The 13127-nt window shown below is 70.8% G+C and carries 14 protein-coding genes; 10 read left to right on the forward strand and 4 right to left on the reverse strand.

What is annotated here, in order from left to right; genetic code table 11:
* Positions 1 to 4 precede the first annotated feature (4 nt).
* From GWK25_RS15375 to GWK25_RS15385, 3 genes are all read left to right on the forward strand, one after another.
* The gene (locus tag GWK25_RS15375) at positions 5 to 1393 is read left to right on the forward strand and encodes an aldehyde dehydrogenase family protein (protein ID WP_215450792.1); all 1389 of its coding nucleotides are present in this window, start codon (positions 5 to 7) and stop codon (positions 1391 to 1393) included.
* Positions 1394 to 1459: 66 nt separating this feature from the next.
* Positions 1460 to 2545, forward strand: a complete 1086-nt coding sequence (locus GWK25_RS15380) for a Zn-dependent alcohol dehydrogenase (protein ID WP_215450793.1) — start codon at positions 1460 to 1462, stop codon at positions 2543 to 2545.
* 262 nt (positions 2546 to 2807) lie between these two features.
* Positions 2808 to 4133: an MFS transporter gene (locus GWK25_RS15385; RefSeq protein ID WP_215450794.1), complete on the forward strand. Its 1326-nt coding sequence runs from the start codon at positions 2808 to 2810 to the stop codon at positions 4131 to 4133.
* A gap of 100 nt (positions 4134 to 4233) precedes the next feature.
* Here GWK25_RS15385 and GWK25_RS15390 read toward each other — a convergent pair whose 3' ends face one another.
* Positions 4234 to 4872, reverse strand: a complete 639-nt coding sequence (locus GWK25_RS15390; RefSeq protein ID WP_215450795.1) for a TetR/AcrR family transcriptional regulator — start codon at positions 4870 to 4872, stop codon at positions 4234 to 4236.
* A gap of 74 nt (positions 4873 to 4946) precedes the next feature.
* Here GWK25_RS15390 and GWK25_RS15395 point away from each other — a divergent pair, with 74 nt between their 5' ends.
* The 5 genes from GWK25_RS15395 (at position 4947) to GWK25_RS15415 (ending at position 9005) form a co-directional block, all read left to right on the forward strand.
* Complete coding sequence (locus GWK25_RS15395) at positions 4947 to 6098, forward strand: acyl-CoA dehydrogenase family protein (RefSeq protein WP_215450796.1); 1152 nt, start codon at positions 4947 to 4949, stop codon at positions 6096 to 6098.
* Between the two features lie 117 nt (positions 6099 to 6215).
* Positions 6216 to 6503 carry a YiaA/YiaB family inner membrane protein gene (locus GWK25_RS15400; protein WP_184896013.1) on the forward strand — a complete coding sequence of 96 codons (288 nt, stop codon included), beginning with the start codon at positions 6216 to 6218 and terminating at the stop codon, positions 6501 to 6503.
* A gap of 127 nt (positions 6504 to 6630) precedes the next feature.
* A complete protein-coding gene (locus tag GWK25_RS15405) occupies positions 6631 to 7257 on the forward strand; it encodes a TetR/AcrR family transcriptional regulator (protein WP_215450797.1) in 627 nt (208 codons plus the stop codon).
* A 309-nt stretch (positions 7258 to 7566) separates the two neighbouring features.
* Positions 7567 to 8262 (forward strand): glycoside hydrolase family 11 protein, encoded by a 696-nt coding sequence (locus GWK25_RS15410; protein ID WP_251828872.1) that lies wholly within the window; start codon positions 7567 to 7569, stop codon positions 8260 to 8262.
* Positions 8263 to 8366: 104 nt separating this feature from the next.
* Positions 8367 to 9005 carry a polysaccharide deacetylase family protein gene (locus GWK25_RS15415; protein WP_215457388.1) on the forward strand — a complete coding sequence of 213 codons (639 nt, stop codon included), beginning with the start codon at positions 8367 to 8369 and terminating at the stop codon, positions 9003 to 9005.
* Between the two features lie 219 nt (positions 9006 to 9224).
* Here GWK25_RS15415 and GWK25_RS15420 read toward each other — a convergent pair whose 3' ends face one another.
* Positions 9225 to 9686: a MaoC family dehydratase gene (locus tag GWK25_RS15420; protein ID WP_215450798.1), complete on the reverse strand. Its 462-nt coding sequence runs from the start codon at positions 9684 to 9686 to the stop codon at positions 9225 to 9227.
* Between the two features lie 106 nt (positions 9687 to 9792).
* Here GWK25_RS15420 and soxR point away from each other — a divergent pair, with 106 nt between their 5' ends.
* On the forward strand, positions 9793 to 10278 hold the full coding sequence (soxR, locus tag GWK25_RS15425) for a redox-sensitive transcriptional activator SoxR (RefSeq protein WP_308010670.1): 486 nt from the start codon (positions 9793 to 9795) through the stop codon (positions 10276 to 10278).
* A gap of 29 nt (positions 10279 to 10307) precedes the next feature.
* Here soxR and GWK25_RS15430 read toward each other — a convergent pair whose 3' ends face one another.
* On the reverse strand, positions 10308 to 11384 hold the full coding sequence (locus tag GWK25_RS15430) for an RNA ligase (ATP) (protein WP_215450800.1): 1077 nt from the start codon (positions 11382 to 11384) through the stop codon (positions 10308 to 10310).
* A gap of 265 nt (positions 11385 to 11649) precedes the next feature.
* Between GWK25_RS15430 and GWK25_RS15435 the strand changes: the two genes are divergently transcribed.
* Complete coding sequence (locus GWK25_RS15435; protein WP_215450801.1) at positions 11650 to 12171, forward strand: hypothetical protein; 522 nt, start codon at positions 11650 to 11652, stop codon at positions 12169 to 12171.
* A gap of 74 nt (positions 12172 to 12245) precedes the next feature.
* Here GWK25_RS15435 and GWK25_RS15440 read toward each other — a convergent pair whose 3' ends face one another.
* The gene (locus GWK25_RS15440) at positions 12246 to 12848 is read right to left on the reverse strand and encodes a hypothetical protein (protein ID WP_215450802.1); all 603 of its coding nucleotides are present in this window, start codon (positions 12846 to 12848) and stop codon (positions 12246 to 12248) included.
* Between the last annotated feature and the right edge of the window lie 279 nt (positions 12849 to 13127).

Genomic DNA, 13127 nt, shown 5'->3' on the forward strand with positions numbered 1-13127 from the left:
CACGATGAAGGCACACGACGGCATGTACATCGGCGGTACCTGGCGCCCCGCCGCCGGGACCGACACGATCGAGGTCGTGAACCCGGTCGACGAGCAGGTGATCGACCGTGTCCCGGCAGGCACCGCCGAGGACGTCGACGCCGCCGTGGGCGCCGCCCGCGCCGCCTTTCCCGGCTGGGCCGCTACCCCGCCCGCCGAGCGGGGCGCGATCATCGGCGCGCTGCGCGACGCGCTCGCCGCGCGCCGGGAGGAGATCGCCGAGACGGTGACGGCGGAGCTCGGCTCGCCGCTGGCGTTCTCCCAGAAGGTGCACGCGGACCTGCCGGTCGCCGTCGCCGGCTCCTACGCCGAACTGGCTGCCGAGCACGCCTTCGAGGAGAAGGTGGGCAACTCCACCGTGTACCACGAGCCCATCGGCGTCGTCGGCGCGATCACCCCCTGGAACTACCCGCTGCACCAGATCGTCGCCAAGGTCGCCCCGGCCCTCGCCGCCGGTTGCACCGTGGTCCTGAAGCCCGCCGAGGACACCCCGCTGACCGCCCAGCTGTTCGCCGAGGCCGTCCACGACGCGGGCGTACCCGCCGGAGTGTTCAACCTGGTCACCGGCCTGGGCCCGGTCGCCGGCCAGGCGCTCGCCGAGCACGACGGCGTCGACCTGGTCTCGTTCACCGGCTCCACGGCGGTGGGCCGGCGGATCGCCGCGACCGCCGGCGCCGCCGTCAAGAAGGTGGCCCTGGAACTCGGCGGCAAGTCCGCCAACGTGATCCTCCCGAGCGCCGACCTCACCAAGGCGGTCGGTGTCGGTGTCGCCAACGTGATGTCCAACTCCGGGCAGACGTGCAGCGCCTGGACCCGGATGCTCGTCCACACCTCCCAGTACGACGAGGCCGTCGAGCTGGCGGCGGGGGCCGCCGCCAAGTACGGGGACCGCATCGGCCCGCTGGTCAACGCCAAGCAACAGGCGCGGGTGCGGGGTTACATCGACAAGGGCGTGGCCGAGGGTGCCCGTCTCGTCGCCGGCGGCCCCGAATCCCCGCGCGAGCGGGGCTACTTCGTCAGCCCCACCGTCTTCGCCGACGTGACCCCCGAGATGACGATCGCCCAGGAGGAGATCTTCGGCCCGGTCCTGTCGATCCTCCGCTACGAGGACGAGGCCGACGCCCTGCGGATCGCCAACGGCACGGTGTACGGGCTGGCCGGCGCGGTCTGGGCCGGCGACGACAGCGAGGCCGTGGCCTTCGCCCGCCGGATGGACACCGGCCAGGTCGACATCAACGGCGGCCGCTTCAACCCGCGGGCCCCGTTCGGGGGTTACAAGCAGTCGGGAGTGGGCCGCGAGCTGGGCACGCACGGACTGGCGGAGTACCTCCAGACCAAGTCGCTGCAGTTCTGAGCCCCCTGCTTCACGAGTCCCTCCGTTCCGACCGGGTTCCAGGCGAACCAGTAGGAGAGTCGTCCCATGGCCGTTCGAGCCGCCGTACTGCCCGCCGTCGGTGCCCCGTTGGAGATCACCGAGATCGAGCTGCCCGACCCCGGACCCGGCCAGGTCCGGGTGCGGCTGGCGGCCGCCGGGGTCTGCCACTCCGATCTGTCGCTGTCCGACGGCACCATGCGCGTGCCGGTGCCCGCCGTGCTCGGCCACGAAGGGGCGGGCACCGTCCTGGCGGTCGGCGACGGGGTCACCCATGTCTCGCCCGGCGACGGCGTCGTCCTCAACTGGGCTCCCTCCTGCGGGAGTTGTCACGCCTGCTCGCTCGGCGAGGTCTGGCTGTGCGCGAACGCGCTGCTCGGCTCCGGGAACGTCCACGCCCGGCGTGCCTCCGACGGCGCCGACCTGCACCCCGGGCTGAACGTGGCCGCCTTCGCGGAGGAGACGGTCGTGGCCGCCGGGTGTGTGCTCCCCGCGCCGGACGGGGTTCCGCTCGCCGACGCGGCCCTGCTCGGCTGCGCCGTCCTCACCGGCTACGGCGCGGTCCACCACTCGGCGCGGGTCCGGGAGGGCGAGACCGTCGCCGTGTTCGGCGTGGGCGGCGTCGGGCTGGCGGCGCTCCAGGTCGCGCGGATCGCCGGCGCGTCCCGGATCGTCGCCGTGGACGTCTCCCCGGCGAAGGAGGGACTGGCCCGCGCGGCGGGGGCCACGGAGTACGTGGTCGCGTCCGAGAACACCGCCCGCGAGATCCGCGCGCTCACCGGCAAGCAGGGGGTGGACGTGGCCGTGGAGTGCGTCGGCCGCGCGGTCACCATCCGGACGGCCTGGGAGTCGACCCGGCGCGGCGGCCGTACGACCGTCGTCGGCATCGGCGGCAAGGACCAGCAGGTCACCTTCAACGCGCTGGAGATCTTCCACTGGGGCCGCACCCTCTCCGGATGCGTCTACGGCAACTCCGACCCGGCCCGCGACGTGCCGGTGCTCGCGGAGCACATCCACGCCAGCCGCCTGGATCTGTCCGCCCTGGTGACCGACCGCATCTCCCTGCACGACATCCCGGTGGCCTTCGACAACATGCGGGCGGGCAAGGGCGGCCGGGCGCTGGTGACGTTCTGATTCTGCTGCGGCTGCGGCTGCGGCTGCGGCTGCGGGCATGGGTGCGGGTGCGAGAGGGCTGGTCGCGCAGTTTGCTGCGCCTCTAGAAGCCTCCGGTCGCGCCCTGTGTCTCCGAGGTGCGCGGGGGACGGCGCGAGCAATCCTCACCCACCCGCTGCCAAAAAACTCCTCCCCGAACTGATACCCGCACGACCGTTGACCTCCATACCGTCCGGTCAGTACGTTCCCGGGAACGTCCCCGCACCCACCGGAGTGTGCTCGTATGGACACCGCTCCCGTTTCCGCCCCCGTCACCACCTCCCCTCCCCAGAGCCACCGCAAGGTGGCCACCGCCGCGGCGCTCGCCTCGGCGGTGGAGTGGTACGACTACTTCGTCTTCGGCATAGCCGCCGCCCTCGTCCTGGGCGACCTCTACTTCCCGGCCGGCAGCTCCTCCGCAGGAGTCCTCGCCGCGTTCGCCACCTTCGCCGTCGGCTTCCTCGCCCGGCCCCTCGGCGGCGTCGTCGCAGGTCACCTCGGTGACAAGCGGGGCCGCAAGCCGATGCTGGTCCTGGCGCTGACCCTGATGGGCCTCGCCACCACCGGCATCGGCCTCCTGCCCACGTACGAGACGATCGGGATCGCCGCCCCGGTCCTGCTCGTCCTCCTCCGTGTCGCCCAGGGCGTCGCCGTCGGCGCCCAGTGGGGCGGCGCGATGCTGCTGGCCACCGAGTACGCCCCCGAGGGCAAGCGCGGGGTGTACGGCAGCTTCGTCCAACTCGGTGTCCCCATCGGCGTGGTGAGCGCCAACACGATGTTCCTCGTCGTGGGCGCGGCCACCAGCGACTCGGCCTTCGCCGCCTGGGGCTGGCGCGTGCCGTTCCTGGTCGGCCTGTTCGTCCTCGGCCTCGCCTGGTACATCCACCGCCATGTCGAGGAGACCCCCGAATTCCGCGCGGCGGAGAGGGAGTTGGCGGAGAAGGAGAAGGGTGAGAAGAGCTCCCCGCTCAGGACGATCCTGCGCGGACATCTCGGCACGGTCTTCCTGGCCGGCGGCTCCTTCGCCGTGAACACCGCGACCTTCTACATCCTCATCACCGGCGTCCTCGACTACACCACCCGCGAACTCGACATGAAGCGCAGCGCCGTCCTCGCGGTCTCCCTCTGCGTCAGCCTCACCCAGCTGGTGCTGATCCCCGCGGCCGCGGCCCTCTCCGACCGCGTCGGCAGGATCCGGATCTACGCGTTCGGCGCGGCCGGCATCGCCCTGTGGGCCGTCCCGCTGTTCCTGCTCATCGACACCGGCTCCCTGCTGTGGCTGGCCGTCGGCACCTTCGTCGCCAGCTGCTTCCTCAGCATCATGTACGGGCCCCAGGCCGCCCTGTTCGCCGAGCTGTTCACGCCCGAGATGCGCTACACGGGTGCCTCCCTCGGTTACCAGATCGCCGCGGTGCTCGGCGGCGGCCTCGCCCCGTTCCTGATGGTCCTCCTCCTGGAGGCCACCGGCACGTCCATGGCGGTGTCCGCGTACATCATCGGGCTCTCGGTGATCGCCCTCGTCTCGATCAAGATCCTCGCGGGGAGGGCGAGTTCACGCGCGGAGGATTAGGCCGGCTCGTCGCCGACGGCCGGGTCGCGGCTCCGGAAACCATCCGGGGCCGCGACGCCGGGCCGCTCATGTCATGCCCGAGCGGGCGGTTCCCCGCCGCCTATCGGGTCCCGACCCGCTCGTACTGCTGCTCCAACCCGTCCAGCAGCGCCCGCAGCCCCACCTCGAACGCCCGCTCGTCGACCTTCTGCTGCTGCTCGGCCAGCAGGTGGGCCTGCCCGAGATGCGGGTAGTCGGCGGGGTCGTAGGCACTCTCGTCGTCCACGAACCCTCCGGCGAACGATCCGATCGCGGACCCCATGATGAAGTACCGCATCAGCGCCCCGATGGACGTGGCCTGTGCCGCCGGCCACCCCGCCTCGACCATCGCCCCGAACACCACGTCGGCGACCCGCAGTCCCGCGGGACGGCGCCCGGGTCCCCGCGCGAGGATCGGCACGATGTTGGGGTGGTCGCGCAACGCCGCCCGGTACGACACGGCCCAGTCGTGCAGCGCGGTCCGCCAGTCCCGCCCGTCCCGGAACATCGACAGGTCGACCTGTGCGCTCACCGAGTCGGCGACCGCCTCCAGGATCTGGTCCATGGTGCGGAAGTGGTTGTAGAGGGAGGGCCCGCTCACTCCGAGTTCCGCGGCGAGCCGCCGGGTGGAGACCGCCGCCAGCCCCTCCGCGTCCACCAGCGCCCGCGCCGTCTCCACGATGCGGTCGGTGCTCAACAGGGGCTTGCGTGGTCGGGCCATGGCGCACATAGTAGGGCTGCACTCTAAAACTAGCAGTGGTAATTAAATGGGGGACTGACGAGAGGCGGCGCCGCGTGAACCTGGAGCTCAGCGAGGAGCAGGCCGCCGCGCGCCGGCTCGCGAGCGACTTCGTGGAGCGCGAGATCGCCCCGCACGTCATCGAGTGGGACCGCGCGGAGAACGTCGACCGGGCGATCGTGAAGAAGCTCGGCGAGGTCGGCTTCCTGGGGCTCACCGTCGACGAGGAGTACGGCGGCTCCGGCGGCGACCACCTGACGTACTGCCTGGTCACCGAGGAACTCGGTCGCGGCGACTCTTCCGTGCGCGGCATCGTCTCCGTCTCCCTGGGGCTGGTCGCGAAGACGATCGCGGCCTGGGGCGACGAGGAGCAGAAGCGCCGCTGGCTGCCGGGGCTCACGGCGGGGGAGTACGTCGGCTGCTTCGGTCTCACCGAACCCGGCACCGGCTCGGACGCGGGCAACCTGGCCACCAGGGCCGTGCGCGACGGCGACGACTACGTCATCAACGGCACCAAGATGTTCATCACCAACGGCACCTGGGCCGACGTCGTCCTGCTCTTCGCCCGCTCCACCGACGCGCCCGGCCACCGGGGCGTCTCCGCCTTCCTCGTCCCCGCCGACGCCTCCGGCCTGACCCGGCGCACCATTCACGGCAAGCTCGGTCTGCGCGGTCAGGCCACCGCGGAACTGGTCCTGGAGGACGTCCGCGTCCCCGCCTCCGCGATGCTCGGCCCCGAGGGCAAGGGGTTCACCGTCGCCATGTCCGCGCTCGCCAAGGGGCGGATGTCGGTGGCCGCAGGCTGCGTCGGCATCGCCCAGGCGGCGCTGGACGCGGCGGTCCGGTACGCGGGTGAGCGCGAGCAGTTCGGCAGGCCCATCGCCCACCACCAGCTCGTCCAGGAGCTCATCAGTGACATCGCGGTGGACGTCGACGCGGCCCGGCTGCTGACCTGGCGGGTCGCCGATCTCGTCGACCGGGGCCGGCCCTTCGCCACCGAGGCCAGCAAGGCGAAGCTCTTCGCCTCCGAGGCCGCCGTCCGCGCCGCGAACAACGCCCTCCAGGTCTTCGGCGGTTACGGCTACATCGATGAGTACCCGGCCGGAAAACTCCTGCGCGACGCCCGGGTGATGACCCTCTACGAGGGCACCAGCCAGATACAGAAACTGCTCATCGGGCGGGCACTGACGGGCGTTTCGGCGTTCTGAGCCCGGCGCCGCGCTCGGTGCGGCCCCCCGTCCGGGCCGCGGCTCTGAGTACGCGACACCGCCGACTGAGTATCCCGACGGATGTGGTTCGGGCCACATCCGTCGAACCATGTCCCCATGAGTGAGACACCGGTCAAGCAGCAGAACACGGCGGCCTTCTACGGGCAGGCCGTCGTATCGTTCGCCGTCGCCATGGCGGCCACCACCGTCGGCATCTACAACCTCGACGCCGACACCTGGGTCCGTGCCTTCCTGGCCATCGCGGTCCTCTACCTGGTGACCTCGTCCTTCACCCTGGCCAAGGTGATCCGCGACCGTCAGGAGGCCGGGCGGATCGTCAGCCGGGTCGACCAGGCCCGGCTGGAGAAGCTCCTCGCCGAGCACGACCCCTTCGAGAAGCTCTGAGGCCGGTCGCGCGCCCCCCGGCGCGCGATCCCGGCCACCGTGCGGCACAGCCCTGAGCGGGCCTTCTAAGCGCCCGCTCACCTTCGGCGGTATGGTGGTGCCCAGCCATCGAAGGGACGAACGAGCGATGAGTACGGCGGAGGAGACGGCGGGCGGCGAGCCGCAGCCGTGGGGCGAGGTCAGTCCGGAAGCGGCCCGGCGGCTGCTGATGGCCGCCGTGGAGGCCTTCGCCGAGCGTGGCTATCACGCGACGACGACCCGGGACATCGCGGGCCGCGCGGGGATGAGCCCCGCCGCGCTGTACATCCACTACAAGACCAAGGAAGAGCTGCTCCACCGGATCAGCCGCATCGGTCACGAGAAGGCCCTCGAGGTCCTGCGGACGGCGGCCCGGTCCGAGGGCGGCCCGGCCGACCGGCTCGCCGAGGCCGTGCGCTCCTTCGTCCGCTGGCACGCGGGGCAGCACACCGTCGCCCGCGTCGTGCAGTACGAGCTCGACGCCCTCGGCCCCGACGCCCGCGCCGAGATCGTCACCCTGCGCCGTGAGAACGACGCGGCCGTGCGCGGCATCATCGAGGACGGCGTCGCCTCGGGCGACTTCGACGTTCCCGACGTCCGCGGGACGACCGTCGCCATCCTCTCCCTCTGCATCGACGTGGCGCGCTGGTTCAACGTCAACGGCCCCCGCACCCCCGACGAGGTCGGCGCGCTCTACGCGGACCTCGTCCTGCGCATGGTGGGCGCCACGAAGTAGGGCCCACCCGCCCCTCACGTCACCAGCCCGGCGGCTCCCCCCTTCCAGACGACCGACGGCATGGTTCGGCGCAAACTTCGAAACATTCGAAGGGGTGGATCCGGGCCTTTGATCTTCGGGTTGAGAGGCCGCGAGGAACGTATTTCTTCTGGGTGGCATCAACAGCTTCTGAACAGGTATTACGGCACTTCTTCGGTCAACTGCGCCGGGCGAATGTTTCGGGATCATTGCCGAAACCATTGACAGTTGACAGGGGCAGTTCAACACTCCCTCGTGACAGGGCCCCACGAGAGGGAGGAAGCACGCCAGATGAACGACGCACCCGCACCCGTGCCCGGCAACCCCAGCCGCAGGCTGTTCCTCGGCGGCGTCGGCGCCACCGCGCTGGCCGCCGCGACCACGCTCACACTGCCCGGTACCGCCCACGCCGACACGGTCGTCACCAGCAACCAGACCGGTACGAACGGCGGCTTCTACTACTCGTTCTGGACCGACTCCCCGGGGTCCGTCTCCATGACGCTGGCCAACGGGGGCGCCTACCGGACCTCCTGGCGCAACACCGGCAACTTCGTCTGCGGCAAGGGCTGGAGCAACGGCTCCCGCAGGACGGTGACCTACTCGGGCAGCTTCAACCCGTCGGGCAACGCGTACCTGTGTCTCTACGGCTGGACGTCGAACCCGCTCGTCGAGTACTACATCGTCGACAACTGGGGCACCTACCGGCCCACGGGCGCCTACCGGGGCACGGTCAACAGCGACGGCGGCACGTACGACATCTACCGGACGACGCGGTACAACGCCCCGTCCGTCGAGGGCAACCGCACCTTCGACCAGTACTGGAGCGTCCGCCAGCAGAGGCGGACCGGCGGCAGCATCACCACCGGCAACCACTTCGACGCCTGGGGCCGTGCCGGAATGCCACTGGGCAACTTCCGCTACTACATGATCATGGCGACGGAGGGCTACCAGAGCAGCGGCAACTCCAGCATCACGGTCGGCGGTTGACGATGACCGCTCCCCGCCCGGCACAGTCGTCGGCGCATCCGTCGGCGCGGCCTTCCCGACGCCGGTCCCTACGTTCCCTGGTGGCGCTCCAGGCCGCCGTCGTGATGGCCGCCGTGGGCGCCCTCACCGCCGGCACCGCCGCACCGGCGGGAGCCGCAGGGGCCGCCGCCTGCAACGGCTACGTCGGGCTCACCTTCGACGACGGTCCGACCGGCAACACCTCGGCCCTGCTCAACGCGCTGCGCTCGAACGGGCTGCGGGCCACGATGTTCAACACGGGCCAGAACGCGGCGGCCAGCCCGGTCCAGGTCCGCGCCCAGGTCTCCGCCGGGATGTGGGTGGCCAACCACAGCTACACGCACCCGTATCTGACCCGGCTCTCCACGGCGCAGATCGACTCGGAGCTCGCCCGCACCCAGCAGGCCGTCGCGAACGCGGGCGGCGGCACTCCGCAGTTGTTCCGGCCGCCGTACGGGGACACCAACGCGACGGTGAAGTCCGTCGCGGCCAGGCGCGGCCTGACCGAGATCCTGTGGAACGTCGACTCGCAGGACTGGAACAACGCCAGCGCGGACGCGATCGTGCAGTCCGTCGGCCGGCTCACCAACGGGCAGGTCATCCTCATGCACGACGGGCCCGCAAACACGCGTGCGGCGATCCCGCGCATCGCGCAGACGCTGGCCGCCCGCGGTCTGTGCTCCGGGCGGATCTCGCCCCAGACGGGACGCGCCGTGGCTCCCTGAGCCCGGTGACGGCGGTCCTCCGCCCTGGCGGGCCATGCCCGACCGGTGCGAACAGCAGTACCCGTGGCGCGGCGGTTTCTCGCCTCCGCCGCGCCACATCACCGGCTGGGCGAAGCCGCGTCACCGGCCCGGGCAAGGCTGCGTCACCGGCTCGGGCAAGGCTGCGTCACCGGCTCGGGCAAGGCTGCGTCACCGGCTCGGCAGCGCCCCGGCGCCCGCTCAGAAGTAGTAGCGCGACACGGACTCCGCCACGCACACCGGCTTCTCCCCGCCCTCGCGCTCCACGACCACCGCGGCGGTCACCTGCACACCGCCGCCGACCTCCGTGACGTCCTGGAGCGTCGCCGTCGCCCGCAGCCGGGAGCCCACGGGGACGGGCGCGGGGAAGCGCACCTTGTTGGTGCCGTAGTTGACGCCCATCTTCACGTTGTCGACCTTGAGCACCTGAGGCACGAGCAACGGCAGCAGGGACAGGGTCAGATAGCCGTGGGCGATGGTCGTCCCGAAGGGCCCGGCCGCCGCCTTCTCCGGGTCCACGTGGATCCACTGGTGGTCGCCGGTGGCCTCGGCGAAGAGATCGATCCGCTTCTGGTCGACCTCCAGCCAGTCGCTGTAGCCCAGCGACTCGCCCACCGCCGCCTTCAGCTCCTCGGCGGACGTGAAGATCCTCGGCTCTGCCATGTCTCGGCCTCCCTGGTCCCATGTCTAAGCGACTGCTTAGCATGGTCGGTCGCGCGATCCCTGTCAACGGACTGTGACCCTTCCGGGTATGGGTAGGCTCGGAGGGGTGCCCCAGATCCCTGAGAAGATCCACGAGTTGACCGTCGGCCAGCTGTCGGCCCGTAGCGGTGCCGCCGTCTCCGCGCTGCACTTCTACGAGTCCAAGGGGCTGATCAGCAGCCGCCGCACCTCGGGCAACCAGCGCCGCTACAGCCGGGACACCCTGCGCCGGGTGGCCTTCATCCGTGCCGCCCAACGCGTCGGCATCCCGCTCGCCACGATCCGCGAGGCACTCGCCGAACTGCCCGAGGAACGCACGCCGAACCGCGAGGACTGGGCCCACCTCTCCGAGGTCTGGCGGTCCGAACTGGACGAACGGATCAAGCAGCTGAACCGGCTGCGCGACCACCTCACCGACTGCATCGGCTGCGGCTGCCTGTCCCTGGACACCTGTGTGCTCTCCAACCCCGACGACGTCTTCGGCGAACAGCAGAGCGGCTCCCGCCTCCTGGTCGAGCGCCGCAGGACCGAACGGCGCGAACCCGGCTGCTGACAGGGCGGCTCCCGGGTTCGCGCCGGGCGTCACTCGTACTCCGTGCCGCCCTTACGGGTCAGGTACGCCGGGCTGACCGCCTTGGCGACGGCCCGCCCGCCGGTCACGGGGCTGTACCGCTCGGTGGCCGGCCGGATCACGACCCCCTCGCGCAGGTGCAGTGCGCGCCCGGAGACGGTCTCCCGTCCTTCGGCCACCTCCAGGACGAGGTCCGCGGCGTACGGACCCTCGTACAGCCGTGGCACCAGTGGCAGTTCGCCGTCGAGCAGCGTGCACAGCTCCGCGGAGTCCAGCCAGCGGACCCGGCCGTCGATGTCCGCGCAGACGTCGAACACGGCGTACCCGAGGGTGTCGCGGCGGCCGTCCGCGCCGTACGTCAGGTCCTGCACCCCGGCACCGTAGACCTCGCCGAAGATCCCGATCCGTCGCGCGCCGAGCCGCTCGGCGAGCCGGGCGGCGACCTCGCCCACCCGGTGGCCGTGGACGGCCCGCCAGTACAGATTGCGCGGATCCTCCTTCAGGGCGAGGGACTTCGAACCGAAGCCCTTCGAGGACACCAGCACCCGGCCGTCCTCGGCCAGATACGTGACCAGGCAGGCCGTGCCGTGCAGCTTCTCCGTGAGGACGACCGGTTCGCCGGGCGTGAAGATGCCGGGGTGGCGCTGGATGTTCTCGATGTCGACCCAGGGCAGCAGATCCGGCGCCGACTCGACCTCGCCGCTCATCGTGGGCGGGATCGGCGGCACCCATTTGACGATGCCGAGCCGTTCCGCGAAGTCCGTGCCGTCGGTCACGGCGGCCGTCAGATCGACGTCCGCGAGGGCCCGTGGGCGGCAGACGATGCCCTGCGACAGCTCGCCCCGCAGCCGTACCGCCTTCACCCGGTCCGAGTTGCCTCCCGCCAGCCGGCCGGTGAGCCCCAGTTCCTCGATCAGCGGCGCGGGGAGCACGGACTGCTCCGGGATGTACACGGCCGTGTCACCGGTGCGGTACGCCCCCTTCGCCACGACGGCTCGGTACAGGCCCACCTGGGCCAGTTCGAGCGCGTCGGCGTTCGGGTGTTCGTGGATCGTCAGCACTTCGGCGGTGACGCGCAGCGTCGACATCGGCCTCTCCTCGCTCCTGGGACTCAGGGCTGTCTCGTCGCCCCCAACTGTCCGCACGGGAAAGGGGTGGAGCGAGTCAATTTCGCCCTGGTAGGAGCGCGCTCCGGACGCGCCGGGCGCCACCCGTGCCGTGCCGCCCGCACGCCACGGGGTGCGACCGCTTTCATGGCAACGCTGCCATGGACACGGAGGGGTGGCGCGGCGCGTCCCCCGGGCATCGACATGGCAAGGGCACAGCGAAGGCACGGCACGGCAAGGAGCGCCGATGAGCGTCGTCATCTGTTCGCTGAAGTGGGAGAAGGCCCACTCGGGGACGCAGCGGATCACCTACGACTCGGACGGCTACCACCTGGTGCGCTTCCCGTACGAGGCGACCGAGGAGTCGTACGACCCCTGGAAGATGCACGACCCGGAGAACGGCGGTGGCACCGCCTCGAAGTTCCCCGACCCGCGCTCCGGACTGATCTGGCCCAGCCACGACGGCTGGGGAGTGCTGTCGGCGATGGTGTTCTGGGAGGCGGACGCCAGGACGCTGGAGTACCGCACCCGCTTCGTGCGCGACCCCCTGAATCTGACCAAGAAGAAGTACGACTCCACGGGCACGACGGACAGCGTGCGCACCCGGGGCGGCCAGTACCGCACCTGCGTGTGGCAGATGTTCGTGCACAGGGGCATGCCGCTGGGCCTGAAGATATCCGCGCGAGGGTCGGGGGACACCAGGCGGACCACGGCGATCACCCTCGCCGAGTTCAAGCTCGCCATTCACACGGACGTCAAGAGGCCGTAGCCGTCGCGCCGTACCGGAACCTCGTCGACCACACATGCACGGGGGTGCGGCATCCCCGGCGCACCCCCGCCGAGCTAGGCCGAGACCAGCAGCCGCCCGCGCCTGGACTCCGCCAGGGCGTCGGGGGTGAGTACCGGTCGTGGCACCACGATTCCGCACTCCGTGCAGACCGGGCCCGAGGACGGTTCATGGGCCAGGTCGTACATCCAGACGAGGCGCTCGCCGTCGCACACCGGGCAGGTCGAGCCCGGTTCGCGCTCCAGCGCGGCGATGAGCCGGCGCAGCACCTCCGCCAGTGGTTCCCGGGGGTGGACCTTCGGGTCGTCGCACCACGCGACGCCGAAACCGCCCCAGGTCAGCCGGTGCCAGTCGTCGACACTGCCCGGCCTGCGCAGCCCGTCGTACTTCTCCTTCTTGCGGCGCCGCGCGAACTGCACCTCGTAGTCGAGCCAGACGGAGCGGGCCTCTTCCAACTCCTCCAGTGCGGCCACGAGCCGCGCCGGGTCGGGGTTGCGGTCCTCGGGGCCGAAGCCGGCCCGCGAGCACAAGTGGTCCCACGTCGCCCGATGCCCGTAGGGGGCGAACCTCTCAAGGCACTTGCGCAGTGAATACCGCCGCAGTGCCAGATCGCACCTGGGATCTCGCACCTGTCTTGCCAGACTCCGGAAACCGGCCATCGCCCTGCACCTCCGTCACACCTGCACCTGAACTTCGGTCACTTCGGCGTCGTCGTCGGGACGTCGCCGAATAGACGTATCGACACGCGATTCGGCTCCATCCGATTTCCGATGACCTCCATAAGTCGTCTGCTGAGCTGTTCACGGACCCTTCCTGCCTACGTCTGACTGCCTCTGACTGACTTCTTCTTGCGCTCTTGTCGAGCTTCTTCTTGGCTTACGACTACTTCTGAGTACCTGTTCACGCTGTCCGTCACCTGTGTGTTCGCGGCGATCCAG

This window comes from Streptomyces sp. ATCC 21386, assembly GCF_018728545.1.
GTDB lineage: Bacteria > Actinomycetota > Actinomycetes > Streptomycetales > Streptomycetaceae > Streptomyces.